The sequence below is a fragment of the Microbacterium sp. NPDC055312 genome, assembly GCF_053645675.1.
Genome location: NZ_JBSHMU010000004.1, coordinates 96,127 through 121,998, shown reverse-complemented (window position 1 = coordinate 121,998; position 25,872 = coordinate 96,127). Strand labels below are relative to the sequence as shown.

22 protein-coding genes are annotated in these 25,872 nt (G+C 69.0%); 11 read left to right on the top strand and 11 right to left on the bottom strand.

Features of this window, described 5'->3' with window-relative positions; genetic code table 11:
- Positions 1-2 precede the first annotated feature (2 nt).
- Together ACWIDW_RS11765 and ACWIDW_RS11760 are read right to left on the bottom strand one after the other, a co-directional pair.
- Positions 3-1,568 carry a hypothetical protein gene (locus ACWIDW_RS11765; protein WP_454125499.1) on the bottom strand — a complete coding sequence of 522 codons (1,566 nt, stop codon included), beginning with the start codon at positions 1,566-1,568 and terminating at the stop codon, positions 3-5.
- On the bottom strand, positions 1,544-2,842 hold the full coding sequence (locus tag ACWIDW_RS11760; protein ID WP_454125498.1) for an ATP-binding cassette domain-containing protein: 1,299 nt from the start codon (positions 2,840-2,842) through the stop codon (positions 1,544-1,546). Before ACWIDW_RS11760 ends, ACWIDW_RS11765 begins: the two co-directional genes overlap by 25 nt.
- Here ACWIDW_RS11760 and ACWIDW_RS11755 point away from each other — a divergent pair.
- From ACWIDW_RS11755 to ACWIDW_RS11740, 4 genes are all read left to right on the top strand, one after another.
- Positions 2,760-4,031, top strand: a complete 1,272-nt coding sequence (locus ACWIDW_RS11755; protein WP_454125497.1) for a hypothetical protein — start codon at positions 2,760-2,762, stop codon at positions 4,029-4,031. The two genes, ACWIDW_RS11760 and ACWIDW_RS11755, sit on opposite strands and share 83 nt — an antisense overlap.
- Positions 4,032-4,055: 24 nt before the next feature.
- Positions 4,056-4,748, top strand: coding sequence for a phosphocholine cytidylyltransferase family protein (locus ACWIDW_RS11750; protein WP_454125496.1), 693 nt, complete (start codon positions 4,056-4,058; stop codon positions 4,746-4,748).
- An 87-nt stretch (positions 4,749-4,835) separates the two neighbouring features.
- Entirely contained in the window at positions 4,836-5,720 is an 885-nt protein-coding gene (locus tag ACWIDW_RS11745; protein ID WP_454125494.1) for a hypothetical protein, read from the top strand.
- Positions 5,721-5,797: 77 nt separating this feature from the next.
- On the top strand, positions 5,798-6,103 hold the full coding sequence (locus ACWIDW_RS11740; protein ID WP_454125493.1) for a hypothetical protein: 306 nt from the start codon (positions 5,798-5,800) through the stop codon (positions 6,101-6,103).
- A gap of 17 nt (positions 6,104-6,120) precedes the next feature.
- On the opposite strand, the gene ACWIDW_RS11735 is transcribed toward ACWIDW_RS11740, so the two are convergent.
- Entirely contained in the window at positions 6,121-6,432 is a 312-nt protein-coding gene (locus ACWIDW_RS11735) for a helix-turn-helix domain-containing protein (RefSeq protein ID WP_454125491.1), read from the bottom strand.
- 87 nt (positions 6,433-6,519) lie between these two features.
- Here ACWIDW_RS11735 and ACWIDW_RS11730 point away from each other — a divergent pair, with 87 nt between their 5' ends.
- Positions 6,520-8,277 carry a type I restriction-modification system subunit M gene (locus ACWIDW_RS11730; RefSeq protein WP_454125490.1) on the top strand — a complete coding sequence of 586 codons (1,758 nt, stop codon included), beginning with the start codon at positions 6,520-6,522 and terminating at the stop codon, positions 8,275-8,277.
- A 107-nt stretch (positions 8,278-8,384) separates the two neighbouring features.
- Positions 8,385-9,479 carry a restriction endonuclease subunit S gene (locus ACWIDW_RS11725; RefSeq protein WP_454125488.1) on the top strand — a complete coding sequence of 365 codons (1,095 nt, stop codon included), beginning with the start codon at positions 8,385-8,387 and terminating at the stop codon, positions 9,477-9,479.
- A gap of 226 nt (positions 9,480-9,705) precedes the next feature.
- Here the strand turns inward: ACWIDW_RS11725 and ACWIDW_RS11720 are convergent, their stop codons facing one another.
- The 3 genes from ACWIDW_RS11720 to ACWIDW_RS11710 are packed head-to-tail and all read right to left on the bottom strand — an operon-like array spanning position 9,706 to position 12,097.
- A complete protein-coding gene (locus ACWIDW_RS11720; RefSeq protein ID WP_454125486.1) occupies positions 9,706-10,221 on the bottom strand; it encodes a DUF5615 family PIN-like protein in 516 nt (171 codons plus the stop codon).
- Positions 10,218-10,625, bottom strand: a complete 408-nt coding sequence (locus ACWIDW_RS11715) for a hypothetical protein (RefSeq protein WP_454125484.1) — start codon at positions 10,623-10,625, stop codon at positions 10,218-10,220. Before ACWIDW_RS11715 ends, ACWIDW_RS11720 begins: the two co-directional genes overlap by 4 nt.
- 47 nt (positions 10,626-10,672) lie before the next feature.
- Positions 10,673-12,097: a DUF222 domain-containing protein gene (locus ACWIDW_RS11710; protein WP_454125482.1), complete on the bottom strand. Its 1,425-nt coding sequence runs from the start codon at positions 12,095-12,097 to the stop codon at positions 10,673-10,675.
- 173 nt (positions 12,098-12,270) lie between these two features.
- Here ACWIDW_RS11710 and ACWIDW_RS11705 point away from each other — a divergent pair, with 173 nt between their 5' ends.
- The 3 genes from ACWIDW_RS11705 to ACWIDW_RS11695 all read left to right on the top strand — a co-directional run bounded on the left by ACWIDW_RS11705 (position 12,271) and on the right by ACWIDW_RS11695 (position 17,403).
- Positions 12,271-15,399 carry a type I restriction endonuclease subunit R gene (locus ACWIDW_RS11705; RefSeq protein WP_454125480.1) on the top strand — a complete coding sequence of 1,043 codons (3,129 nt, stop codon included), beginning with the start codon at positions 12,271-12,273 and terminating at the stop codon, positions 15,397-15,399.
- 190 nt (positions 15,400-15,589) lie between these two features.
- A complete protein-coding gene (locus ACWIDW_RS11700; protein ID WP_454125479.1) occupies positions 15,590-17,188 on the top strand; it encodes an acyl-CoA carboxylase subunit beta in 1,599 nt (532 codons plus the stop codon).
- Positions 17,185-17,403, top strand: coding sequence for an acyl-CoA carboxylase subunit epsilon (locus ACWIDW_RS11695; RefSeq protein ID WP_454125478.1), 219 nt, complete (start codon positions 17,185-17,187; stop codon positions 17,401-17,403). Before ACWIDW_RS11700 ends, ACWIDW_RS11695 begins: the two co-directional genes overlap by 4 nt.
- Before the next feature lie 266 nt (positions 17,404-17,669).
- Here ACWIDW_RS11695 and ACWIDW_RS11690 read toward each other — a convergent pair whose 3' ends face one another.
- Genes ACWIDW_RS11690 through ACWIDW_RS11675 form a run of 4 tightly spaced genes read right to left on the bottom strand, consistent with a single transcriptional unit; the run spans position 17,670 to position 21,798 of the window.
- On the bottom strand, positions 17,670-18,665 hold the full coding sequence (locus ACWIDW_RS11690) for a hypothetical protein (protein ID WP_454125476.1): 996 nt from the start codon (positions 18,663-18,665) through the stop codon (positions 17,670-17,672).
- Positions 18,662-19,900, bottom strand: coding sequence for a sensor histidine kinase (locus ACWIDW_RS11685; RefSeq protein WP_454125475.1), 1,239 nt, complete (start codon positions 19,898-19,900; stop codon positions 18,662-18,664). The genes ACWIDW_RS11690 and ACWIDW_RS11685 overlap by 4 nt, the downstream gene beginning before the upstream one ends.
- A complete protein-coding gene (locus tag ACWIDW_RS11680; protein WP_454125473.1) occupies positions 19,890-20,552 on the bottom strand; it encodes a response regulator in 663 nt (220 codons plus the stop codon). Before ACWIDW_RS11680 ends, ACWIDW_RS11685 begins: the two co-directional genes overlap by 11 nt.
- Positions 20,553-20,598: 46 nt before the next feature.
- Positions 20,599-21,798: a class I SAM-dependent RNA methyltransferase gene (locus tag ACWIDW_RS11675; protein ID WP_454125471.1), complete on the bottom strand. Its 1,200-nt coding sequence runs from the start codon at positions 21,796-21,798 to the stop codon at positions 20,599-20,601.
- Between the two features lie 50 nt (positions 21,799-21,848).
- Between ACWIDW_RS11675 and ACWIDW_RS11670 the strand changes: the two genes are divergently transcribed.
- Both ACWIDW_RS11670 and ACWIDW_RS11665 read left to right on the top strand, forming a co-directional pair.
- Positions 21,849-22,496, top strand: coding sequence for a Maf family protein (locus tag ACWIDW_RS11670; protein WP_454125470.1), 648 nt, complete (start codon positions 21,849-21,851; stop codon positions 22,494-22,496).
- A 67-nt stretch (positions 22,497-22,563) separates the two neighbouring features.
- Positions 22,564-24,333 carry an acetyl/propionyl/methylcrotonyl-CoA carboxylase subunit alpha gene (locus ACWIDW_RS11665; RefSeq protein ID WP_454125468.1) on the top strand — a complete coding sequence of 590 codons (1,770 nt, stop codon included), beginning with the start codon at positions 22,564-22,566 and terminating at the stop codon, positions 24,331-24,333.
- Between the two features lie 68 nt (positions 24,334-24,401).
- Here the strand turns inward: ACWIDW_RS11665 and ACWIDW_RS11660 are convergent, their stop codons facing one another.
- Positions 24,402-25,850: an NAD(P)H-quinone dehydrogenase gene (locus ACWIDW_RS11660; protein WP_313358025.1), complete on the bottom strand. Its 1,449-nt coding sequence runs from the start codon at positions 25,848-25,850 to the stop codon at positions 24,402-24,404.
- Positions 25,851-25,872: the final 22 nt, after the last annotated feature.

Here is a 25,872-nt window from a genome sequence, read left to right as displayed (position 1 = left end):
ACTCAGGTCGTCTCGACGAACTCCATCAGTCGCTCGCCGCTGCGCTCGAAGATCACGGCGCCGACCGCCGCACCGCAGAAGAGCACGACGGTGCCGCTGATCAGCCCGACCCAGAACGTCGTAGGCGCGTGCTGATCGCCTTCGAGAATGGTCAGTGCGAACAGCCAGATCGTGGGTGCGCTCGCGAGCAGGGCGCCCACGAACGTCAGCGCGGCGCCGTACGAGCCGTGCGCCGCCGAGCGCTGCGGCTGCTGGAACGGGCTGTCGCCGGGCCGTGAGACGGCGTACGGCCAGGTGACCGACGCGATGCTCGACATGCCCAGCGCGGTGAACAGCAGCGCGGCCGTCACGCCGATCAGCGGCAGCATGAGATGCCAGTCCGCGATGACGGCGAGGGTGACGGAGATGCCGATCGCGAGCACGGGAAGAGCGACCAGCAGCACGGGCACGAGTCGACCGAGCCGATCGGGCAGGCCGCGCACGCCGCTGGCGATGTGCATCCACAGCGCCGTCGAATCGTAGGCCGCGTCATTGTGCGGCAGCCAGCCGAAGAACAGCGCCATGAGCGGAACGGGAACGAGGGCCGCGAGCCACAGCGGCACTCCGGCCACGAGCAGCGGGAACACGGTGAGCACCCCGGCGATCGGCACGACGATCATGTTCACGATGTAGCGCCGGTCTCGCAGCCAGTACACGAGACTGCGCGCGGCGATGGCGCCGAACGCGTTGGCGGGCAGTGATCCGAACCATCCCAGTCCCGATCGCTCGCGCGTCGCGTACGGACGCTCGGATGCGGTGAGAAGTCGCCTGACCAGCAGGTGCCACAGCAGCAGCATCCCGCCGATCGTCGCGGCGGCGACCAGCCCGCTCGCCCACGCCGCCCTGGAATCGCCCGAGGCGAGGTGGAAGAGGAACGCCTGCGGAGCCGCGAGCGGCGAGAACCCGACGATGGTGGTGGCGGTGTGCACGGCAGGGGGAACCTGCCCGTCCCATCGGAGGGAGGCGAAGTACGCCGCGACGGGGAAGGCGATGACGATGACCGGCAGCGCGAACAGGACGGTCAGCTCGCGCGAGCGACGCTCGGGCAGCAGAATCGCGCTGATCGCCATGCCGATCCGCGCCGCGAGTGAGATCGCGAGCACACCGATGACGCCGAAGAGCACCGCGGCCGCCCACGGCGCGCCGACCTGCACGACGACGATCACGACGCACACGGTGACGGCGATCAGGGCGAGACTGGGCACGCTGATCAGCGAGGCCAGCACGAGGGTCCAGCTGAGCCGGCGCTCGTCGAGGCCGAACGGCCAGAAGCGCCGTGGATCGAGCTGATCGGGGGTGCCCGAGAGCATGGGCCCGACGAAGAATGCCAGCATCAGCGCCGCCGCGCCGAGCACGATGACGGTCTGAGCCGTCGCCGGCGGCGCCTCGCTGAGGCCGAGGACGGCGATGCAGACGACGATGGTCGCGGCGATGGATGCCACGAGCGCAACCGCGGCGCGAACCCTGCGTTCTCCGCGCAGCGCACCGACGAGCAGCGCGAGCCTCAGCCGGAGAACGTGTGCAGCCACTCGAGCCCCTCCACTTCGCCGCCGGTGCCCGAGAGCTCGATGAACCGCTCGGTGAGCGTCTGCCCTGCGCGGACCTCGTCGATGGTGCCCTCGGCGAGCACCTCTCCGCCCACGATCACGGCCACGCGCGAGCACACCCGCTCGACGAGATCCATGCCGTGGCTGGAGAGGATGACTGTTCCGCCGTGGGCGACGTACGACCGCAGGATGTCGAGGATCACGCCCGACGAGACCGGATCGACGGCCTCGAACGGCTCGTCGAGCACCAGCACGCGCGGCGAGTGGATCAGGGCACCGGCGAGCATCACCTTCTTCGTCATGCCGGCCGAGTAGTCCGACACGACGCGGCTCAGCGCCTCGCTGAGGTCGAAGGCGCGGGCCAGGTCGGCGGTGCGCTTCTCGATGACGGCGCGATCGAGCCCGCGCAGCTGACCGTAGTAGTGCAGCAGCTGGCGTCCGGTCAGCCGATCGAAGGTGCGCAGCCGATCGGGCAGCACGCCCATGACGCGTTTCGCCTCGAGGGGCTTTTCGCGCTGATCGATTCCGCTGATGTGCACGGTGCCCGCGTCTGGCCGCAGCAGGCCAGCGATGATCGACAGCGTCGTGGTCTTGCCCGCGCCGTTCGGGCCGACGAGGCCGTAGAACGACCCGGCGGGGACGGTCAGGTCGACATCGTCGACGGCGTTGTTGTCACCGAAGCGCTTCACCAGACCGCGGATGCGGATGGCGTCGCGGGCCGGCGCAGCCGCGTCCGAAGCGGTGTCGTCGGTCGAGGTCACGTCGTCCGGTGCCGGAGTGCCGGTTGCCGGAGCAACGGCCGCCGGAGCGTCCGTCACGGGGGTATCGGCTGCCGGGGTCTCGGTCGCCGGGGCATCGGTCGCCGGGGCACCCGCCACCGCGGTGTCCGTTGCCAGAGCATCGGTCGCCGGAGCGTCCGCCACCGCGGTGTCCGTTACGGGAGCATCAGTCGCCGGAGCATCCGCCACCGCGGTGTCCGCTGCCGGAGCATCGGTCGGCGACGTGGCCGGAGCTGAGGCGCCCGGCTCGACGACGACAGCGGAACCCGTGTCTCCGCCGCGCGGCGGCCGCGCTTCCGCCAGATCTGCACTGTTCGACGCGGCGACCATCCGGCGCACGGGTTCGGAGTCGAGGGCGATGACGGCGTCCGTCGTGATCGCGGGCGTCAGCGGGATGATCTCTGCGATCTCGTCCTCTGCCGCCAGCGCCGGAGCGGATGCCGTCTTCACCGCGGCCTTCGATGCGGTCTTCGTCACCGGGGTCTTCACGGCGGAGGCAGACGCGTCGGCCGGGGACGGTGTCGACGGCGAGGCTTTCGTGCTGGACGTCTTGGCCGTCGTCGATGAGGTATTCGCTGCAGTCGTCTTCGCCGTGGTGATCTTCGCCGCAGCAGCGACCGGCGCAGCAGCCGCCTTCGTCGCGGTGGTCTTCGCGGCGGTGGACTTCTTCGCGGCGGTGGACTTCTTCGCGGCGGTCGTCTTCGCGGCGGTTGTCTTCGCAGCGGTGGTCTTCGCAGCGGTGGTCTTCGCAGCGCTGGACTTCGCGCCTTCAGAGGTCGCCGACGCCTTCGCCGCGGCGGCCTTGAGGTCAGCAACAGACTTCGGGTCGGTGGTCTTCGCCGTAGCAGTCTTCTTGGCCGGAGCAGTCTTCTTGGCCGGAGCAGTCTTCTTGGCCGGAGCAGTCTTCTTGGCCGGAGCAGTCTTCTTGGCCGCAGCAGTCTTCTTCGCCGGAGTCGTGGTGCTCTCCTCGAGCGTCACGTCCTGCCCATCGACGGGGGAATCTGCTGCTGACGCATTCTCGGCGTCTGCGGCCGACTTCTTCGCGGCCGCGGCGGCTGCGGCCTGTGCCTTCTTGGCGGTCTCGGCTCGCTTCGCCGCCGTGGTCTTCGCCGCTGTGGTCCGAGCGGCGGTCGTGCGGTTCGCCGTCTTCGTCGCAGCGCCCGTGGCAGATGCCTTCTTCACTGCCGCCGCGCGGCCGGCATCCGCTTCCGCCGCTTTCTTCGCCGCTGCCGACTTCGAGGCCGCCGACGTCGCCGCCGCCTTCTTCACCGCGGCCGTCTTGGCAGCACCGGCGCTCGAGCCTGAGCCGCCGGCTGTCTTCAGCGGCGCCCGTGCCGGCTTCTTCGGCTCAGCCGACGGCGTGGACGCAGCGTCGTTCGACTTCGGCTCGGACGACGGTTCGCTCGGGCTCGCCGTGTCGTCGATACGGGCATCCTCAGGCTCAAGCGCAGCTGTCACCCGTCTACGGTACCAACCGCCGCTGACAGGCCCCCGGCGGGCGAAACCGGGCGACATCGCGAATGCAACCCCCTTGCCGGACGCTGGGAGAAACGTGTGCAATCGGTCACGAAAGGACAACGGGACCGCCTTCCCCCGTCGTCATTCAGCACCTGTCGGTAACATTGCGGAGGCACGAAGAGGTGTCCCGTCGGTGAACCGACAGTGAACACAGTTCTTATTAGGAGAAATCGTGACTCTTCAGACCGTCATCCTCGCAGCCGGAATGGGCTCGCGCCTGGGCCGCGCCCTGCCGAAGCCGCTCACCGAGCTGAGCGACGGCCGCACGATCATGGGCCAGCAGCACGACAACATCCGCGCAGCGTTCGGCAAGAGCGCTCGCATCACCACCGTCGTCGGCTACCGCGCCGAGACGATCATCGAGGCCTTCCCCACCGCGAACTACGTGCACAACGAGCGCTACGACGTGACCAACACGTCCAAGAGCCTGCTGCGCGCGCTGAACGCCACCGGAAAGGGCGGCGTGCTCTGGATGAATGGCGATGTCGTGTTCGACCCGCGCATCCTCGGCCGTGCCATCGAGTTCATCGAGCGCGACCAGTCGTTCGTCACCGTCAACACCTCGAAGGTGAGCGACGAAGAGGTCAAGTACACCGTCACCGCTGAGGGCTACATCAACGAGCTGTCGAAGACGGTCAAGGGCGGCCTCGGCGAAGCGGTCGGCATCAACTACATCTCGTCGCGCGACAAGAAGGCGTTCATGCGTCAACTGCAGCGCGTCGAGGACCAGGACTACTTCGAGCGCGGTCTCGAGCTGGCCATCGTCGAAGACGGCCTGCTGCTCGAGCCGATGGACGTCTCCGACCTGTACGCGGTCGAGATCGACTTCGCAGAGGACCTGGAGCGCGCGAACCTCTTCGTGTGACCCGGCCTGAGATAGCCGTGAGCCCCGCCCTGTCAAGGGGGTCGGGGCTTACGGCTTTCTCGCGGCCGTGGTGCATAGGATCACCCCATGCGTGAGAAGGTCCACAAGATCCACTCGCTCCCCGAGGACTCCCCCTGGGACAAGCCCGTCCCCCCGGTCGGCTCGACAGAGCATCCACTCAGCGTGCGCAGCCTCGATCGGGTGATGGGCGTGCAGCGCCCGCTGGTCGTGGCGCACATCCGCAGCATCCGTCGCCGCCATCCTGACGCGACCCCCGAGCAGATCGTGCGCGCCCTCGAGGCGCGCTATCTCGCCGCCGTCACGGCCGGCGGGGCGGCGGTCGGCGCCACCGCGGTCGTCCCGGGCATCGGCACCGGCATCACGCTGGCGCTGTCGGGCGTCGAGACGATCGGATTCATGGAGTCGACCGCGCTGTTCGCCCAGTCGGTCGCCGAGGTGCACGGCATCGCGGTCGACAATCCCGAGCGGGCGCGTGCGCTCGTCATGATGCTCATGCTCGGCAAGGAGGGCGTCGATCTCGTCTCGCAGCTCGCCCGCCAGGCGGCGGGCACCGGCGGCACGCGCTCGTCGTATTGGGGCGAGATGGTGACGAAGTCGCTGCCGCGCGCGGCGATGGGCCCGATCGTCGATCGCCTGAAGTCGGCGTTCATCCGCCAGTTCGCGAAGCGCGGCGGGGCGTCCATCCTCGGCAAGGCGCTGCCGTTCGGCGTCGGGGCGGTCGTCGGCGGTGCCGGCAACCATCTGCTCGGACGGCGCGTGCTCACCACATCGCGCCGTGCTTTCGGGGCGCCGCCCGCAACGCTCCCGGCAGAACTCGAGCCACCGCCGGGCAGCGAGAAGCTCGAGATCCGGATGCTGAACGGCGCCCGGTTCATCGGATCGAAGCTCCGCCGCGCGCCTCAGGCGGTCGAGTCGTCCTCGGAGATCTCCTCCTCCACAGACAGCGAGTGACACCGAGTTCTCCACCGATCGGGAATCTTCGTCGGCTGCCGCCTGACGAGGTCTGAGCTCGTTCCTACGGTGACGGGATGCTGCATCCCCTCGATCCTGCCGAACCCACGCCACCCGTCGCATACTGCGTGCCGTGGGTGATCACCCGACGCGACCGCGCGCACCCTGTGGTGCTCAACGCCGGCCGTGAGGCGGTCGACTTCGTGCGCGTCTTCCGCGACGACGTCGACCATCACCAGGTGGTCGATCTGTGGGGCCAGGTGCTGCCCGGCGAGACCGTCGAGCTGTGCCTGTGCGCCTCAGACCCGGAGGAGGTGGTCGTGACGCTGGCGTGGTTCCGGCAGGCCGACGGGCTGGAGTACGTGTGGCGATTCGTCGTGTGACGGAGAGCGGCGCGCCGTCAGCGTGACTCGGCGTCGCGGCTGCGCAGCTCGCGCCGGTAGTCGGCTTCTGAGTAGGGCTTGAGGTCGTCGGGCAGGTCCCTCGCGGTCAGGTCCTTGACGAATGTCATCGGCGACACCTCCAGAGCCGTGGCCAGCTGGATCAGCACGAAGAGCGTCGGATTGCCGGTTCCGCTTTCGATGCGGGCGAGGTGCGAGACGTCCATGTCGGCACGGTTCGCCAGCTTCGCGCGACTCATCGTCTGCTTGTCGCGCAGTTCGCGAACACGAAGCCCCACCTTGAGGCTGGCCTGCGAACGAACGGCTTTCATCCATCCAGCATCCGGGCGAAGCGCTCTCGATCTGCACGCGTGCATGCCATGGTTTGTATGCCTGTGCTTTCATGCCATGGTTAAGTAGTGAGTAGCCTCGGAACCTTCGTATGGTCGATTGCGGATCAGCTTCGGGGCCCGTTCAAACCGCATCAGTACGGCGACGTCATCCTGCCGATGACGATCCTGCGCCGGCTCGACGGCATCCTGGCATCCCACCGCGATGCGATCGCCGAGGTGCTGGCGAGCACCGACAACGACGACCTGCGTGACATCCGCATCAAGCAGAAGACCGGTCTCGGCTTCTACAACGCCACCGACTGGACCTTCAGCCGCCTGCTCGGCGACCCGCAGGGGCTGCAGGCGAACCTGATCGACTACATCTCGGGCTTCTCGCGGAACATCGACGTGTTCGACCGGTTCAAGTTCGAAGACCAGATCGAGGCGCTGGCCGAGAGCAACAGGCTGCTCATCGTGATGCAGCGCTTCGCCGACGTCGACCTGTCCCCCGCGGCGCTTCCCAACGCCGCGATGGGCGACCTCTTCGAAGAGCTGATCCGCAAGTTCGCCGAGGCGTCGAACGAAACGGCCGGTGAGCACTTCACCCCGCGCGACGCGATCCGCCTGATCGTCGAGCTGCTCTTCGCCGGCGATGACAAGGCACTCGTCGAGCCCGGCATCGTCCGCTCGATCTACGACCCCACGGCCGGCACGGGCGGCATGCTCTCGGTCGCCGAGGAGCACCTGGTCGGCACGAGCGAGCACGCCGGGCTGAACCCGGATGCTCGGCTGCGCCTGTACGGGCAGGAGATCAACCCGCAGTCGTACGCGATCTGCAAGAGCGACATGATCGCGAAGGGGCAGGATGCCACGAACATCCGGCTCGGTAACACCCTCTCTGATGACCTGTTCGCCGGGCAGACGTTCGACTACTGCCTCTCGAACCCGCCGTACGGGGTCGACTGGAAGGCGTCGCAGGCCGCGGTGAAGGCGCATGTTCAGGATGCCGGAGAGCACAGCCGCTTCCCCGGCGGGCTGCCGCCGATCAGCGACGGGCAGATGCTGTTCCTGCAGCACCTGGCCACGAAGATGCGGCCGGTGCACGAGGGCGGCGGGCGCGCAGGCATCGTGCTGAACGGATCGCCGCTGTTCACCGGTGCGGCGGAGTCGGGCCCGAGCCAGATCCGCCGGTGGCTGCTCGAGCACGATCTCGTGGATGCCATCGTCGCCCTGCCGACGAACATGTTCTACAACACGGGCATCGCGACCTACGTGTGGCTGCTCGACAACAACAAGCCGGCCGACCGCATCGGCACCGTGCAGCTGATCGATGGCACGCGGTTCTGGACGAAGCTGCGCAAGAACCTCGGCCAGAAGAACCGCGAGGTCGGCGAGAAGGACCGCGCCGAGATCGTGCGCTTGTATGACGAGCACGCCGAGCAGAAGCACTCGAAGATCTTCCGCACCTCTGCCTTCGGATACTGGACGATCACCGTCGAGCGCCCCCTGCGCGACGAGACCGGTGACGTCGTCACCGATCGCAAGGGCAACCCGAAGCCGGATGCCAAGCTGCGCGACACCGAGAACGTGCCGTTCACCTGGGGAGACAACGAGGCGGGAACGGATGCCCGCGACGAGGTCATCAAGGCCTACTTCGAGGCCGAGGTGCTGCCGCACGTGCCGGATGCCTGGGTCGATGCTGCCAAGACCAAGGTCGGCTACGAGATCCCGTTCACCCGGCACTTCTACGAATATGTGCCGCCGAGGCCGCTGGAAGAGATCGACGCCGAACTGAACCAGCTCGTCGGCGAGATCATGGAGCTGCTGAGGGAAGTGGAGCGGTGACGTGGCCGACCGGTCGGCTCTCCCAGCTAGCGCAAGCATGGCCCAGCAACGTCGACAAACATACCGTTGAAGGCCAAGAGCCGGTCCGCCTCTGCAACTACACGGACGTGTACAAGAACGACTCGATCACCCGCGACCTGACGTTCATGCGCGCGACGGCAACACCCGACCAGATCGAACGATTCCGCCTGGAAATCGGCGACACGATCATCACGAAGGATTCGGAAACCGCGGACGATATCGGTATCCCGGCGTACGTGGAATTTGACGCGCCTGATCTCGTCTGCGGTTATCACCTAACGATGGTCCGGCCAACCAACACCGCAGTGCCTCGCTTCGTGTATTGGGCGCTTCGGTCAGAGTTCGTGCTCCGGCAGTGGTCGGTCTTGGCCTCAGGAGTGACCCGCGTCGCACTACGCCGCAACGACGTTGCACGCGTGACGGTCCCGATCCCACCCGTCCCAGATCAACAACGAGTCGCCGACTACCTCGACCGCGAGACCGCCCAGATCGACGCCCTCATCGCGAAGCAGGAACAGCTCATCGCCACCCTGCGCGAGCGGCGAGAATCTGAGATCGATTCATTCATCGGCCAGGGCTCGACAGGCATGATCCGTTTGAAGCGCCTTGCTACGATCAGATACGGACTCGGCGAGCCGCCGCTGTACCACCGCGAAGGCACGGCATTGATTCGAGCTACGAACATCGATGCAGGGCGGATTACGAGCACAGGCCTTGTCTATGTTGATCCCGCCGACATCCCAGCGGCACGCATTCAGTGGCTCGAGGCTGATGACATCGTCGTCGTCAGGAGTGGCGCCCTCACCGGTGACTCAAGCCGAGTGGGCGATAGCTACGCCGGTGCCATTGCCGGGTTTGACATGATTCTGCGACCCCTCGATCGGCGATTCTCCAGGTTTCTGTCCTATGCGCTGCTGGCGCGGTCGATAAGGGCCGCTCAGGTCGACCAACTGCGGACGCGTGCTGCCCAGCCACACTTGAACGCGCAAGAGCTCGGCAATGTACTGGTGCCGATACAGCCGGCGGAAAAGGCGGAAGAAGTCGGCCTTCACCTCGACGAGAGGACAGCAAAGATCGACATCCTCGTCGCCAAGGCGGAGCGCTTCATCGAACTGTCGAAGGAGCGGCGCGCGGCGTTGATCACCGCGGCCGTCACCGGGCAGTTGGAGATTCCCGGCTGATGGGGCGCCCCACTTCGACTCGCGCCGCTCGCTCAATGACCGGAAGAAGTAGATCGGCGCATTTCGACTCGCTCCGCTCGCTCAATGACCGCGAAGCGTCGGCCAGACGTTTCGACTCGCTGCGCGCGCTCAATGACCGGACGAAGTAGATCGGCGCATTTCGACTCGCTCCGCTCGCTCAATGACCGGGAAGTGTTGACCAGACGTTCCGACTCGTTGCGTTCGCTCACCGACCGGAGAGGGCGGAGGGGTCATCGCGGAGCGAGCATCGGGAGGGGCCGCCGGAGCGCCAGCGGAGGCGGAGGGTCCCGCTCTGCGAGCGAAGCGACAACCCCGCAGCCCGGGCCCCGCACACCGAGCCCGGCGGCGTGACGAGGTCACACGAGCCAGTCCTCCACCGGCCTCGGCCGGCATCCGCATCCTCCAGCCAGGCGGCGAGCGCGGCGGTGATCGCCGCTGCCCGGTCGCCGGAACCGCGTGGAAAGCGGCGCGGAGACACCAGCAGCAGCGGAGCGAACGCCTCGCCCCGACCCAGGGCCGTGACCAGCAGCGGACGGAAGTCCTTGATGTTCTCCGTCACGACACGGCGACCCTCGGCTGCCGCGGACGCGAACACGACAGCATCCGTTGCAGCGCGCAGCGCATCGTCGGCGACGACCGAGACCACGTCGTGGCCGAGTGCGCGCAGAGCCGCAGCGATCGCCTCGCCATAGTTCTCGTCGAGCAGCAGTCGTTCCGTCACGAGACGAGGCGCTGTTGGGCTTTCCAGGACTTCAGCGCCTCGTCTGCCGCGCGGTCGTTCTCCGCGATCTCCGCATCGATCTCGTCGGCGTAGGTGCCGTAGTACGTCAGCGCCAGTCGCACGGCCACGGGCGACAGGCTGAGATCCAGCGCGACGGCGTCGACGGCAGCATCCCCACGCTCGTCGACATTGCGCAGCGCAGCGGCGACCTCCCACACATCCGGTCCGACCGCGAGCGCCGCGCGGCGCCCCGACGGTCCATCGCGGAAGACGATCCCGGGGAAGTCGTGCATGCGCAGCGACTCCTCGACGTACCGCTGGATCAGGCTCGACGCGGAGGTGTCGAGCGCCGCCGCAGAGCGCCGCACGCGGTCGAGCAGGGCGTCGTCGAACCGGATCGACACAGGGTGGAGGACACGCACTACATTGTAGTGTCGCGGTGCGACAGCGACTAGGTGAACGCGAAGTCGGGCAGCGACAGGCGCGGGGTGCGCCAGCGCTGGAGGGGATCCCACCAGGCGGGCCCGCGGATCTCGGGCAGGCCGTCGTTCATCCGGATCTCCCACCCCGAGTACTCCAGCGACCGATGGTGCCACCAGCACAGGGGCACGCCGTTGTCGGTGCTGGTCGGCCCGCCACGGGCGTGTTCGGTGACGTGATGGATCTCGCACCAGGATGCTGGCACGTGGCATCCGGGAATCAGGCATTCTTTGTCGCGCAGGGTGATCGCGCGGCGCTGGTAGACGGTGAAGACGCGGTCGGTGACCGTGATCCCGACGATACGCCCGCTGTCGCTGAAGACCCGCTGGATCGCACCGGTGCAGCCGATGTGGCGGGCGGCCGCGGCGCTCACCGGCGCTTCGACCCCGGGGATCATGGCCCACGAGTCGTCCGAGAGGTCGAGGTGCACGACGAGGGTCGGCGCCGCGCCACCGAGCGAGGGCATGTCCTCATGCCGGGCCGCGATGCCCAGGGCCGCGGCGAGCGCGTCGTGCTGCTTCTGCCCGCGGGTGCGGGAGTCGAGCACGCCGCGCGGATCGCTGTTGAACTCGTCGCCCTCCGCTTCGTCGCCGTCGTCGTCGGAGGGCCGGAAGGCCACCCCCTCGGGAACCGGTGGGCCGTCGGTCTTCGGGTTCAGTTGGGCGTCGAGCAGCAGCTGCAGCTGCGCATACGTCTCGGGCAGCAGGTTTCCCCGCAGCGGGTACACACCGTCCTTCATCCGCCCGATGGACAGGTAGCGCCTGTTCATCGCGCGGTGCTCGACCGGCTCGGCGCCGTCGGGATCGAGCTGCGCGGCGATCGCATGCGCGACGATCTTCAGGTCGTCGGGGGTCGCCGGCGGAGCCACGTCAGGCTCCGCGTCGGCCGCATCCGGATCAGGAGCGGCGGCATACCCGCGCGCGACCTCGGCCAGCATCGCATCGGCCTTCCACCGATCCGCCGTGCCGATCCGGTCGCCGGCCGATTCGACGGGCCCCGTCGCGGCCAGCAGACCGCCGACGCCGACCGCACCGTCGAGCATGGCCTGCCGCAGCGCCGGCCAGCGCGCCGGCAGCGGCTCCCCCGACGTGAGGTCGACCTCGCGGTGCACGACCCTGCTCGCCTTGACGAACTGCGCCGCGGCACGGGAGTCGACGCGCAGCGTGCGCTGCAGCAGCTCGTTCATGTTCCGGCATCCGGCACCGTTCGGGAGATCCACCGGATCCGCCGTCGCAACCGTCTCGACGATGGTCGCCTCCACGCGTCGCATCACCTCGCCGGCAGCACTCAGCACCACCCGTCGCTCGACATCGGTCAGCGCCGGGATCGCCCCCGCACCGAGCAGCCGATCGAGGTCGGCGACGACCCGATCGAGGACTGCGGCGGTGCTGGTCATGCTTCTATTCAACAGGGGGCCACCGACATTGGGGCCGGTGGAATCCGGCTGATCAGAGAAACTTTCTGAAGAATGTTGCACGTTCGGGCCGGGCTTTTCCCGAGACCCCCAGTTGCCGACGCCGAACGCTCGGCGTTCCGCACTCGTGGCTTGTATGCACCATGCTTACAAGCATGGGAATCCAGCACGAGCAGGCGTTCGAAGACGAGATCTGCGAGCACCTCGCGGCGCACGGCTGGATCCACGAGCCCGAGAACACGCACGGGTACGACAAGGGGCGTGCGCTGTTCCCCGACGACGTCTTCGCCTGGCTCCAGCAGACCCAGCCCGACGAGTGGGCGAAGATCGTCAAGCCGTCGGCATCCGATGCCGAGCAGACCAAAGCGAAAGAGCAGCTGCTCGATCGCCTCGTGAAGGCGCTGGACGCACCGGCGGATGCCGGCGGCGGCACGCTCAACGTGCTGCGCCGCGGCTTCAAGAAGACCCCGGCGACCTTCAGGATGTGCGAGTTCATGCCGGCGACCACGCGCAATGCGAAGTCCCTGCAGGACTACGACGCCGTGCGCCTGCGGGTCGTGCGCCAGGTGTACTACTCGACCAAGCACGCCGGTTCCCTCGACCTCGTGCTGTTCGTCAACGGCATCCCCGTCGCCACGCTCGAGTTGAAGACCGACAACACGCAGGCGATCGACGACGCCATCACCCAGTACCGTCACGATCGCGACCCGAAGGGCGAGCCGCTGCTCGGCTTCGCCAACCGGGCGCTGGTGCATTTCGCGGTCTCGACCGATGAGGTCGCGATGACCACGCGGCTCGCGGGCAGATCCACCCGCTTCCTGCCGTTCAACCTCGGAGCCGATCAGGGCAAGGGCAATCCGGTCAACCCGCAGGGCGCCGCGTCGTCGTACCTGTGGGAGCGCGTGCTGCAGCGCGACGCCTGGCTCAACATCATCGGCCGGCTGCTGCACATCGAGAAGTCGAGCTCGACCGATCCCATCACCGGCGAGGTCACCACGCGCACGAATCTGCTCTTCCCGCGTTTCCACCAGTGGGAGCTCGTCACCGAGCTGCTCGCGACGGTGCGCGAGGAGGGCCCGGGCCACCGCTACCTGGTGCAGCACTCGGCGGGATCCGGCAAGACCAACTCCATCGCCTGGCTCGCGCACGGCCTGTCGAACCTGCACGATGAGGCGAACGGGAAGGTCTTCGACTCGGTCATCGTCATCACCGACCGCACCGTGCTCGATGACCAGCTGCAGAAGGCGATCAAGCAGATCGAGGGTGTCGACGGCACCGTCGCCACCATCAACCCCGACGAGGTGCGCAAGGCCGGCGAGGCGTCGAAGTCGGCACTGCTCGCACAGGCGCTGCTGTCGGGCAAGCACATCGTCATCGTCACCCTGCAGACGTTCCCGTTCGCCCTCAAGGCCATCCAGGAGAACGCCGGGCTCGCCGATCGCAGCTTCGCGATCATCGCCGACGAGGCGCATTCGTCGCAGACCGGGGAAGCCTCGAAGAAGCTGCGCGAGGTGCTCACGTCCGACGAGCAGGCGGCACTCGACGACGGCGGAGAAGTGGATGCCGAAGCACTCCTCGCCGCGCAGATGACCGCCCGTGCCGACTCCCCCAACCTCTCGTTCTTCGCGTTCACGGCGACGCCGAAGCCGAAGACCCTCGAGCTGTTCGGGCGACCGGATGCCGACGGCATCCCGCAGCCGTTCCACGTGTACTCCATGCGGCAGGCGATCGAAGAGGGTTACATCCTCGACGTGCTGCGCAACTACACCACCTACTCGACGGCGTTCCAGCTCGCCGAGCGGACCCGCCGCCACCTGCAGCTCGTCGATGAGGTCGACGAGGCCGAGGCCACCAAGGGACTCATGCGCTGGGTGTCGCTGCATCCGACGAATATCGCCCAGAAGGTGCAGATCATCGTCGAGCACTACCGGGCCAACGTACGGCAGCTGCTCGACGGGCACGCGAAGGCCATGGTCGTCACCTCGTCGCGCGAGCACGCCATCCGCTACAAGCAGGCGATCGACGCGTACATCACCGAGAAGCGATACCCGCTCGCCACCCTCGTCGCCTTCTCGGGCACGATGACCGCGGAACAGGTGCCCGGCGCGGCCTTCGCCGGCGTCGAGCCGCCGTACTCCGAGGCGAATCTCAACTCGGGGCTGCGCGGCCGCGGCATCCCCACCGCCTTAGCGTCGGACGACTTCCAGATCCTCATCGTCGCGAACAAATACCAGACTGGTTTCGATCAGCCGCTGCTGTGCGCGATGTACGTCGACAAGCGGCTCGACGGCGTCACGGCCGTGCAGACGCTGTCGCGGCTGAACCGCACCTATCCGGCCGGCGGCAAGGACACCACGTACATCCTGGACTTCGTCAACGATCCGACCGAGATCCTCGAGACGTTCCGCCAGTACCACCGCACCGCCGAGCTCAGCACGATCACCGACCCCGACACGGTGCACGACCTGCAGAACAAGCTCGACGCCGCGTCGATCTACACCGCCGCCGACATCGACGCGTTCGCCGCCGCGTACCTCGCCACCGCCACCCCGCCGAAGCACGGCGCGCACACGGCTCCGCTGAAGGCCGCCGCCGACCGGTTCAACGCCCGGTACGCCGCGGCCGTGGCATCCGGATCCACCGCAGAGCAGGACGAGCTCGACCTGTTCCGCAAGGACGTCGGCACGTTCATCCGGCTGTACGACTTCCTCTCGCAGATCTTCGACTACGGCGACACGGGGCTCGAGAAGCGATCACTGTACCTGCGACTGCTGCTGCCCCGGCTCACCGGGCGCGTCACGACCGACCCCATCGACTTCTCGACGGTCGAGCTGACGCACATCAAGCAGACCCGCAGCGGCGACCACGCGCTCGATCTCGACGCGGGAACGGCCGAGGCCATGCAACCCGGCGGGGCCGGCGGCACGGGCGCCGCGCGCGACCCGAAGTTCGCGCGTCTCGCCGAGATCCTGGGGCGCATCAACGAGCTCTTCGCCGACGAGGACTTCAGCGAGTCCGGCGTGCAGAGCTGGGTCGAGGGCGTGGTCACCGTGCTCGTGGAGAACCCGCAGCTGCGCACCCAGGCGGCGGCCAACACGCGCAAGCAGTTCGTCGAGTCGCCCGACCTGAACGACGCGGTGACGGATGCTGTGCTGAGCAACCACGACACCAACAACCGCATCGTGGAGTACTACCTGGCGCGCCCCGAGAAGCGCGGACAGCTCGTGCAGCTGCTCGGTGCGCTGGTGCACGAGAACGTGCAGGCCGAGGAGAGGATGGCGTGACGGTTCTCGCCACCACCGTCATCTCGACGGAGAGGAATGCGTCGGCGCCAGCACCCGCAGTCCGGCCCGCCGCGCAGCATCCGCCATCTCCACGTCGTCCGTTCGCTGCCCCACCTGAAACGCATCCGCCAAAGGATCCGCTCGCCCGTTGTGCCGAGCATCCAACAGCTCGCACGGCACCGGCGCTAGTGTGGAATCCGTGACGGACACGCCAGACCTCTCGACCACGGCCGCCAAGATCGCGGACCTCCGCGCGCGCTTCACCGACGCGGTTCTCGAGCCCGAGAAGATCGCCCAGCAGAAGCAGCACGCCAAGGGCAAGATGACCGCCCGCGAGCGCATCGAGCTGCTGGTCGACAACGGCAGCTTCGTCGAGTTCGACGAGTACGTGCGACACCGCACCACCGCCTTCGGCATGGACCGCAATCGTCCGTACGGCGACTCCGTCGTCACCGGCGTCGCGACCATCCACGGCCGCACCGTCGCGGTGTACTCCCAGGACTTCACCACCTTCGGGGGCTCGCTCGGCGAGGTCGCCGGCGACAAGATCATCAAGATCATGCAGTTCGCGCTGCAGGGCGGGATGCCGATCATCGGCATCCTCGACTCGGGCGGCGCCCGCATCCAGGAGGGCGTGCTCGCGCTCAGCAAGTACGGCGAGATCTTCCGCCACAACACCCGCTCGTCGGGTGTCATCCCGCAGATCTCGATCATCATGGGCCCGGCTGCCGGCGGCGCCGTGTACGGCCCCGCGCTCACCGACTTCGTCATCATGGTCGACAAGACCAGCCAGATGTTCGTCACCGGGCCGGACGTGATCAAGACGGTCACCGGTGAGGACGTCGGCATGGAAGAGCTCGGCGGCGCGCTCACCCACAACACCCGCTCGGGTGTGGCGCACTACCTCGCCGAGGACGAGGACGACGCGCTCGACTACGCGCGCACCCTGCTCAGCTACCTGCCCGACAACAACATGGCCGAGATCCCCACCTACGACTCGCTCTTCGAGTGGGAGACGACGGATGCCGATCAGACGCTGAACAGGGTCATCCCCGATTCCCCCAACCAGCCGTACGACATCCACACCGTCATCGAGCATGTAGTGGACGCCGGCGAGTTCCTCGAGGTGCAGCCGCTGTTCGCCCCGAACATCGTGATCGGCTTCGGCCGTGTCGAGGGACGCTCGGTGGGCATCATCGCCAACCAGCCGTCGCAGATGGCGGGCACGCTGAACATCGAGGCGGGCGAGAAGGCCAGCCGCTTCGTGCGCTTCTGCGACTCTTTCTCGATCCCGATCGTGACCCTCGTCGACGTGCCCGGCTACCTGCCCGGCACCGATCAGGAGTGGACGGGCGTCATCCGCCGCGGCGCGAAGCTCATCTACGCGTACGCCGAGGCGACCGTGCCGATGGTGACCGTGATCCTCCGCAAGGCCTACGGCGGGGCGTACATCGTGATGGGCTCCAAGCAGCTCGGCGCCGACGTGAACCTCGCGTGGCCGACCGCCGAGATCGCCGTCATGGGCGGCCAGGGCGCCGTCAACATCCTCTACCGCGGCGAGATCAAGAAGGCCGAGGAGGCCGGTGAGGACGTCGCCGCCGTGCGCACACGCCTGGCCAACGAGTACACCTACAGCGTGACCAGCCCGTTCCTCGCCGCCGAGCGCGGCGAGATCGACGGCGTGATCGAGCCGTCGGCCACTCGCGTCGCCATCGCGAAGGCGCTGCGCTCCCTGCGCGGCAAGCGCGCCGAGCTGCCGCCCAAGAAGCACGGGAACATCCCGCTGTGACCGAGCCCGACGAGACCCCGCGCATGCAGGTCGTGCGCGGCAACCCCACCGAAGACGAGCTCGCCGCGCTCATTGCGGTCGTCGCCGAGGCCTATTCGCACGAGGCCGACGAGGCCGTCGCCGACGAGCCGCACCCCTCGGCGTGGCAGCGCACGCAGCGTGCCATCCGGCGTCCGCTGCGGCGCGACATCCCGTGGGGCAGGTTCTCGGGCTGAATCGGCGCGACAGCCGCCGAGCACCTCCGCATGCCGGAAACGTTGTCCCCCGAAATACCTACAGACAGGCCGCTTGCGGCCCGAGACACTGATAGGGACGCTTCGCGTTAGGCGGCTGCTCTGTCCCCAGGGTAGACAGGCGCAGTACCGCCCACCCGCGGACAGTTTTCGGGTAGCTGTTCCGCACATGGCGAGGGGCCGGCACACCTGCCGCCCCTCGCCTTTCTCGTTCCGCGACGCGGCGGCTCATTCCGCGACGCGGCGGCTCATTCCGCCACGCGGCGGATCTCGTGCCAGAGGTCGACGGCGTCGTCATCCGTCGCGGCGCCGGCGGAGCGACCGACCACGGTCACGGCGTTCGTCTCATCACGACCGGCGCGGATGATGAGCCGACGCGAGTCCGCACGCTGCAGCACGCCGGCGAGCTCGGCCCGGATCTCCTCGATCCTCGCCTCGCCGATCCCGTCCAGACCGCCCTCGTCGAACACCGTCACGGTCGCGCCGCCACGGCGAGCCGCCGTGATGGCGTCTCGCACGGCAGCGTTCATCAGGTTCCCTCCGCGCAGCTCGTCGCGCAGGGTGCCCTCGGCGAGCCGTGCCTGCAGGCGCTCATCCTCGGTGAGCTGCCCCCTCGTCGCGACCGTGCGGCTCAGCACCGGGCCCGCGATGGCGAGCGCACGCTGCGCGCGCACGCGGCGCTCGCGCTGCCGCACGAGCTGCGTGGCGTGCCACGCCGACACTGCGCGCTGAACATCGGCGAGCCGCTCGGTGTCTCGCACCGCGCGGTCCCAGAACAGCACCAGCAGCTGGGCGACGAGCACCCAGGTGACCGAGCCGACGAGCCCCAGGGTGAATGCCGTGCCGACGCCCATGAACAGCGACGCCATGGTGATCAGCACACCGAGCATCACCCAGCCGAACACGGGCCGTCTGCGCACGATGCACACGACGGCGAGCAGCCCGGTCGCGCCGATGTACCACGTCGCGAACGGCGCTCCGCGCAGCGACGGCTGCAGTGCGAGGCTCACGAGCGCGGGCACTGCGGCGCTGGCCGCCAGCGCCAGGATGGCCGCCGCCAGCGGCATCCGCACCTCCTGCTGCGCCAGCACCGCCGTCAGCGTCGCAGCGAGATACAGCGCGATGGCGCCGACGATGAGCAGCGGCGCATCGGGCTGCACGGTCCACGCGATCGCGCGCGCGGCGAAGTACAGCGCGAACCCGAGAGCCAGCGACGTGGTGATGCTGCGCACCGAGCGTCTCATGACGGCTCCCAGGTGAGCACGACCGTCGTGCCGTCGGCATCCGAGACGATCCTCGACGTGCCGGCGACCGCCGCCATCCGCGCGACGATGGATGCCCGGATGCCCAGCCGGTCCTCGCCGATCTCGTCGGGGTCGAACCCCGGTCCGGCGTCGAGCACCATGACCCGCAGCCGGTCGGCCGACGCCGACTCGGCGATGATGTGCAGCCCGTGACCACCCGCGTGCGCGAGAGCGTTGCCGATCGCCTGACGTGCGGCGAGCACCATCGCGCGCGCGACCTTTCCGGGTACCTCGGCCGACACGGTGCCCCTTTCCTCGACCACCGCGTCGACCCCCTGCTCCGACAGCGTGCGACGCAGCTCGGCGACGATCTGCTCCCGCGAGACCGGGGCGTCGCTGCCCTCCTGCGCGATCGAGGCCTCGGTGTTCGCCAGGCGGGTGAGCGCTTCTCGTGCCATCGCGACGGCCAGCGCCCGCTCGCGCTCACCGACGGCGCGCTCCGCGGCGATCAGCGCGGCGAGCACGCTGTCGTGCATGAGGGCTGCCATCGCGACACGCTCCTCCTCCGCCGCGGATGCAGCGGCGGCCGACGCGTAGCCCTCCACCGCCTGCGAACGCGCCTCGTCGACGCCGGCGGCGACCTGACGGAACATCCAGGCCAGTGCGATGATCACCATGCCGAGGATGATCGTGAACGTCACATCGAAGGCGGTGGTGATCCACCAGCTCTGCTCGAAGTCGCCCTGCACCAGCCGCACCCACCCGTACAGGATCGGCAGCAGCAGGGCCCAGAACAGCTGGATGCGCGGGCGGAAGGCCAGCATCGCCGCGACGACGGCGACGTTGACGAGGAAGAAGATCCACGGCTGGCTCGACGGTTCGCGCACCGAGCGGTCGACGAAGACCGGCCACAGCAGCAGAGCGAGCGCGTAGGCGACGGTGAACGTGCCGGCAGCAGGCCTGACGCCCTTGCCGACCAGGCACGCGATGATCATCCACAGCAGCGGGCCGAAGACGAGCACCATCATCCCCAGCCGCGGTGCGTCGGGTGCCGACATCCGGGTCAGGGCCTCCAGCATGGCCTGCGCGCCCAGCGCGGCCGACCCGATCGCCGCGACCGTCGAGAGGATGCGCTCCATCCGCTGCCCGGTGAACCGCTCCAGTCCGATGCCGACCTCGCGCTGCGAGGGGATGCGGCTCCAGGCAGCCTTGAGACTGCGGTCGTCAGCCGTCACTCGGCGCACCGTCCGATTCGACGATGCCGTCCTCCATGGCACGACGCAGCAAGTCGACTTTCGTGGGCGCGGGGCGGCCGACCTCGACGTACTTCACGCGGATGCGCGTGATGTTCTCCTTGGCGGTCGAGTACGCGACGCCGAGACGCTCGGCGACGGCCTTCAGCGGCAGCCCCGCGGCATACAGCCGCAGCACCTCGCGCTCCCGGGTCGACAGCTGCGCGTCGGCGAACTCGCGGTCGCCGTCGACGGCACTCGCCCATTCGACGTTGTTCAGCGCCTCGCCGCGCGCGACCGTGCGGATCGCGTCGAGCACGTCGCCGAGCGCCGACGACTTGCTGACCACGCCGGCGGCACCCGCGGCGAGCGCCTCGCGAACCGATGCGGGCCGGTCGGCGACGCTGTGGATGACGACACTCGCACCGTCGGCGACGAGTGTCGCGACGTTCTCGGTCACGGTCGTGCCGTCGCCGAGGGTGAGATCCAGCACGACCACGTCGACGGGCGGCTCGGCCGACGTCGACCGCCAGGTCAGGTACTCCTTGACCGTCGCCCCCGAGAACACGACGCGCTCATCGCCCTCGCGCAGACATGCGGCCTCCAGGCCGAGGCGGACGGACTCGTGATCGTCGATCAGGGCCACGGTGCTCATCCGGCCAGCCTACCCAGTGCACGGCAGGGCGCCGTGCCCGAGCCCGTCAACGACTCAGCAGCGCGACGGACTCGACGTGGTGCGAGTGCGGGAAGAGGTCGAAGGCGCGCAGCGACGAGACGTCCCAGCCCAGCTCACGGAACGTGCCGAGATCGCGTGCGAGCGCAACCGGATCGCAGGCGACGTACACGACGGCCTCGGGGTCGAGTGCGCTGATCGCCTCGACGACGCCGCGTCCCGCTCCCGCGCGCGGCGGGTCGAGCACGACGGCGCCCGCGCGGGTGCCCTCCGGGATGCCCGTGAGGAAGCGGTCGACGCGTGCGGTCACCGCGTGCACGTCGACGTCGGCGAGGTTCGCCGCCGCGTGCTCGGTCGCGCGGCGGTCCGACTCGACGGTGACGATGTCGCTCGCCCCGTGCTCGGCGAGCGTGGCGGCGAACAGCCCGACGCCTCCGTAGAGGTCGAAGTGCGTGGCATCCGGATCCACCCGCCCGGCGAGAGCCTGTCCGACGGCGTCGTGCAGTGTCTCCGCGGCGCGCGGGTGCACCTGCCAGAATCCTGCCGCGTCGAGCTGGAACCGGCGGCCGCCCACCTGCTCGAACACCACCTCGGAGCGCCCGCGACGTGCGCCGTCGGGTCGCGGCAGCACGTGCACACGCCCGTCGCCCGTCTCTACAAGATCGACCCGGCCGGGCTTCGGCGAGCGCAGCCCGAAGGCCGCCGCCTCGACGGCGGGGCGAGCCAGCGGCAGGGTGGCGACGTCGATCACGCGGTGGCTGCGCGCCGCGTACGGGCCCACACGACCCTCGGCGTCGACGTGCAGCGAGACGCGGGTGCGCCACCGGGTGCCGTCGCCCTGATCGACCGGCTCCACGGCGGGAGCGGCGAGTCCGGCGCCGGCGAACTTGTCGAGGGCCTCCTGCAGCACCTGTCGCTTCAGCACGCGCTGGTGGGGCAGATCGATGTGCCCGAGATCGGCGCCGCCCACCCGCTCCGCGGGAGCACGGGAGATGTCGGCCTCGGCCCACACGTGGTCGCGGCGATGCGGCGACGCCTCGAGCACCTCGCGCGTCTCGGCGCGCCAGAACCGCTTGCCGTCGTCCCCCTCGGTCACCTCCGCGCGCACGCGCTCTCCGGGAATGGCGTCGGGCACGAACACGACCCGCCCTTCGTGGCGGGCGATGAAGGTGCCGCCGTGCGCGATGCCGGTGATGTCGAGGTCGAGCGTTCGGGCCGAAGAGGTCATCCCTCCAGGATCCCACACACCGCTCCGAGCCCACGGGCTAGCGTGGAGGGATGCGCGTGTGCCTGGCATCCACCTCCCCCGCCCGTCTGATGCTGCTGCGACAGGCGGGCATCGAACCGCTCATCGTGGCACCCGCGGTCGACGAGGACGCCGTCGCGCAGAACGCGACCGCGGAACGGGGTGCGCCGCTCGCGCCGGACGAGCTGGTGCTGCTGCTCGCGCGGGCGAAGGCCGCCGACGTCGCCGGGCGCATCCACGCCGAGCATCCGCGCTTCGACGGCATCGTGATCGGCGGCGACTCGATGTTCGCCATCGGAGGGCAGGTGCACGGCAAGCCGTACACGCCGGAGGCGGCATACGAGCGCTGGCAGCAGATGCGCGGCGCCACCGGCATCCTGCACTCCGGGCACTCGGTCTTCCGGGTCGGTCCCGACCTCGACCCGGTCGAGGCGACGGCAGTCGCCGAGGCGTCCGTCACCTTCGCCGCCGATGTGACGGATGCCGAGCTCGAGGCGTACATCGGCAGCGGCGAGCCGCTGCACGTGGCGGGCGCGTTCACCGTCGACAGTCTCGGCGGGCCGTTCATCACGCGTGTAGAGGGCGATCCGTCGACGGTGGTGGGCATGTCACTGTCGACGCTGCGCCGACTTGCCACGTCGCTCGGGGTCGTCTGGACCGATTTGTGGGCGCAGTCCTAACGGATTGCCGTATTTCTTGTGGAGAGTCGTCAAAAGTATCGGCGCCGATCTCGCTAGGCTGAAGCCCATGCCTGATATCGCCAAGGTGCTCATCGCCAACCGCGGCGAGATCGCCGTACGCATCATCCGCGCCGCCCGCGACGCCGGAATCTCCTCCGTCGCCGTGTACGCCGACCAGGATCGCGACGCCATGCACGCGCGTCTCGCCGACGAGGCCTACAGCCTCGACGGGTCGACGAGCGCCACGACCTACCTGCAGATCGACAAGATCCTCTCCGTGGCGCGTCGCGCCGGTGCCGACGCCGTGCACCCCGGGTATGGATTCCTCGCCGAGAACGCCGACTTCGCGCGCGCCGTGATCGGCGCGGGCATGATCTGGATCGGCCCCCCGCCCGAGTCCATCGAGGCGCTCGGCGACAAGGTGACCGCCCGTCACGTCGCCGAGAAGGTGGGCGCACCGCTCGCACCCGGCACGCCGGGACCCGTCGAGGGCGCCGACGAGGTCATCGCGTTCGCGAAGGAGCACGGCCTGCCGATCGCCATCAAGGCGGCGTACGGCGGCGGCGGACGCGGCCTCAAGGTCGCGCGGGAGCTCGACGAGATCGCCGAGCTGTTCGAGTCCGCCACCCGCGAGGCGGTCGCCGCCTTCGGCCGCGGCGAGTGCTTCGTCGAGAAGTACCTCGACAAGCCCCGCCACGTCGAGACGCAGTGCCTGGCAGATGCCCAGGGCAACGTCGTCATCATCTCCACCCGCGACTGCTCGCTGCAGCGGCGTCACCAGAAGCTCGTCGAGGAGGCGCCCGCGCCGTTCCTCTCCGACGAGCAGAACGAGCTGCTGTACTCGGCGTCGAGGGCGATCCTCAAAGAGGTCGGCTACATCGGTGCCGGCACCTGCGAGTTCCTCATCGGCGCCGACGGCACGGTGTCGTTCCTCGAGGTGAACACCCGCCTGCAGGTCGAGCACACGGTGTCGGAGGAGATCACCGGGATCGACCTCGTGCGCGAGCAGTTCCGCATCGCAGCCGGCGGCACCATCGACTACGACGACCCGGCCGCGCAGGGCCACTCCTTCGAGTTCCGCATCAACGGCGAGGACCCGGGTCGCGGATTCCTCCCCCAGCCCGGGCCGATCAACGTCTTCAAGACGTTCGGTGGCCCCGGCATCCGTCTCGACTCCGGCGTCACCGCCGGCGACACCATCTCGGGCGCCTTCGATTCGCTGCTGGCGAAGATCATCGTCACCGGCCGCGACCGCGCCGAAGCTCTCGAGCGCTCGCGTCGTGCCCTCGACGAGTTCGAGGTGGCGGGCATGCCGACCGTGCTGCCCTTCCACCGCAAGGTCGTCCGCGATCCGGCGTTCGTCGCCGCCGACGGCGAGTTCGGCGTGTACACGCGCTGGATCGAGACCGAGTTCGTCAACGACATCCCCGCGTGGGACGGCGAGCTCGATGAGCCGGCCCCCGCACCCGGCCGGCACACCGTCGTCGTCGAGGTCGCCGGCAAGCGCCTCGAGGTGAGCCTGCCCGACCGCGTCGTCCCCGCCGTCGCCGGCACCGCCGGACGTCCCGCCGCCGTGCCGCCGTCGCGACGCAGCCACACCGCCACGGCCAACGCCGGAGCGTCGGGCGACGCCGTCAAGTCGCCCATGCAGGCCACCGTCGTCAAGCTCGCCGTCGAAGAGGGCCAGCAGGTCGTCAAGGGCGACCTCGTGGTGGTGCTCGAGGCGATGAAGATGGAGCAGCCGCTGCAGGCGCACAAGGACGGCGTCGTCGGCAGCGTCGACGCCACCCCCGGTGCGACGGTCGCCGCCGGGCACCAGCTGCTGACCATCAGCTGACCGCACCCGTCACGCGGAAGGCGCGCCCCGATCCCGGGGCGCGCCTTCCGCGTCTGCGGCGTGCGGCGTCAGACGACGCCGACCGCGTGCATCGCACGTGTCGCGTCGGTGATGCTCGTGGTGAGCGACGGGTACGCGGCGAACACCCGCGCGACCTGGTCGACGGTGAGGCGCCGCTCGACCGCGATCGCGATCGGGTAGATCAGCTCGGATGCCCGCGGCGCGACGATCACCCCGCCGACCACCGTTCCCGAGCCCCGCAGCGCGATGATCTTCACGAAGCCGTCCTTGATGCCCAGCATCTTCGCGCGGGGGTTGGCCGCCAGCGGCAGCTTGTGCGCGATGCCGTCGCCCTGGCCGTTCGCGATGTCCTGCTCGGAGAGGCCGACCGTCGCGATCTCGGGTGCGGTGAAGATGTTGGCGGTGATCTTGCGCACCTCGAGGGGGATCACGATGTCGCCGAACGCGTGGAACACGGCGGTGCGCCCCTGCATCGAGGCGACGGATGCCAGCGGGAAGAAGTTCGTGCAGTCGCCGACGGCGTAGACGTTGGGCACCGACGTGCGCGCCACGCGGTTGACGCGCACGTGACCGGACTCGGTGAGCTCGATGCCCGCCTCCTCCAGGCCGATGCCGGCCGTGTTCGGGATCGACCCGACCGCCATCAGGCAGTGACTGCCCTCGACCGTGCGCCCGTCGGAGAGGGTGACCAGCACGCCGTCGTCGGTGCGCTTCACGCTGTCGGCGCGGGACTTCGAGAGCACCTGCATGCCGCCGCGCGTGAACACCTTCTCGAGCACCTTGGCGGCGTCCTCGTCCTCACCGGGCAGCACCTGGTCGCGACTCGAGATCAGCGTGACCTTCGCCCCGAGGTTCATGTACGCCGACGCGAACTCCGCACCGGTCACGCCCGAGCCCACGACGATCAGGTGCTCGGGCAGCGCCTTCATGTCGTACAGCTGGGTCCAGGTGAGGATGCGCTCGCCGTCGGGCTTCGCCGACGGCAGCTCGCGCGGCGAGGCGCCGACCGAGACGACGATGGTGTCCGCCTCGACGCGGTCGAAGTCGGTGCCCCCCGGGCCCGTGGAGACCACGATGGCGTTCGGCCCCTCGAGCCGGCCGTGCCCGGAGAGGATGCGAACACCGGCCTCGAGCAGGGTCGTGCGCATGTCCTCCGACTGCTGGCCTGCGAGGGCGAGCAGCCGCTTGTTGACGGCGGCGAGGTTGATGGCGATCTCGGGCTTGAGCGGCCGGTCGTCCGCGCCGCGCGCGTAGAACTGCACGCCGAGGTCGGTCGCCCCGGCGATGGCGACCGCGGCGTCGGCGGTGGCGATGAGGCTCTTCGACGGCACCACGTCGGTGAGCACGGCCGACCCGCCCACGCCCACGCGCTCGACGAGCGTGACATCCGCCCCCAGCTGCGCGGCGGCGATCGCCGCCTCGTACCCACCGGGACCGCCGCCGAGGACGGCGACGCTCTGCCTGTTCGCGAAGGAAGTCTGAGACATGAACTCCATTCTTCCGCAATCCTGGCCGCGG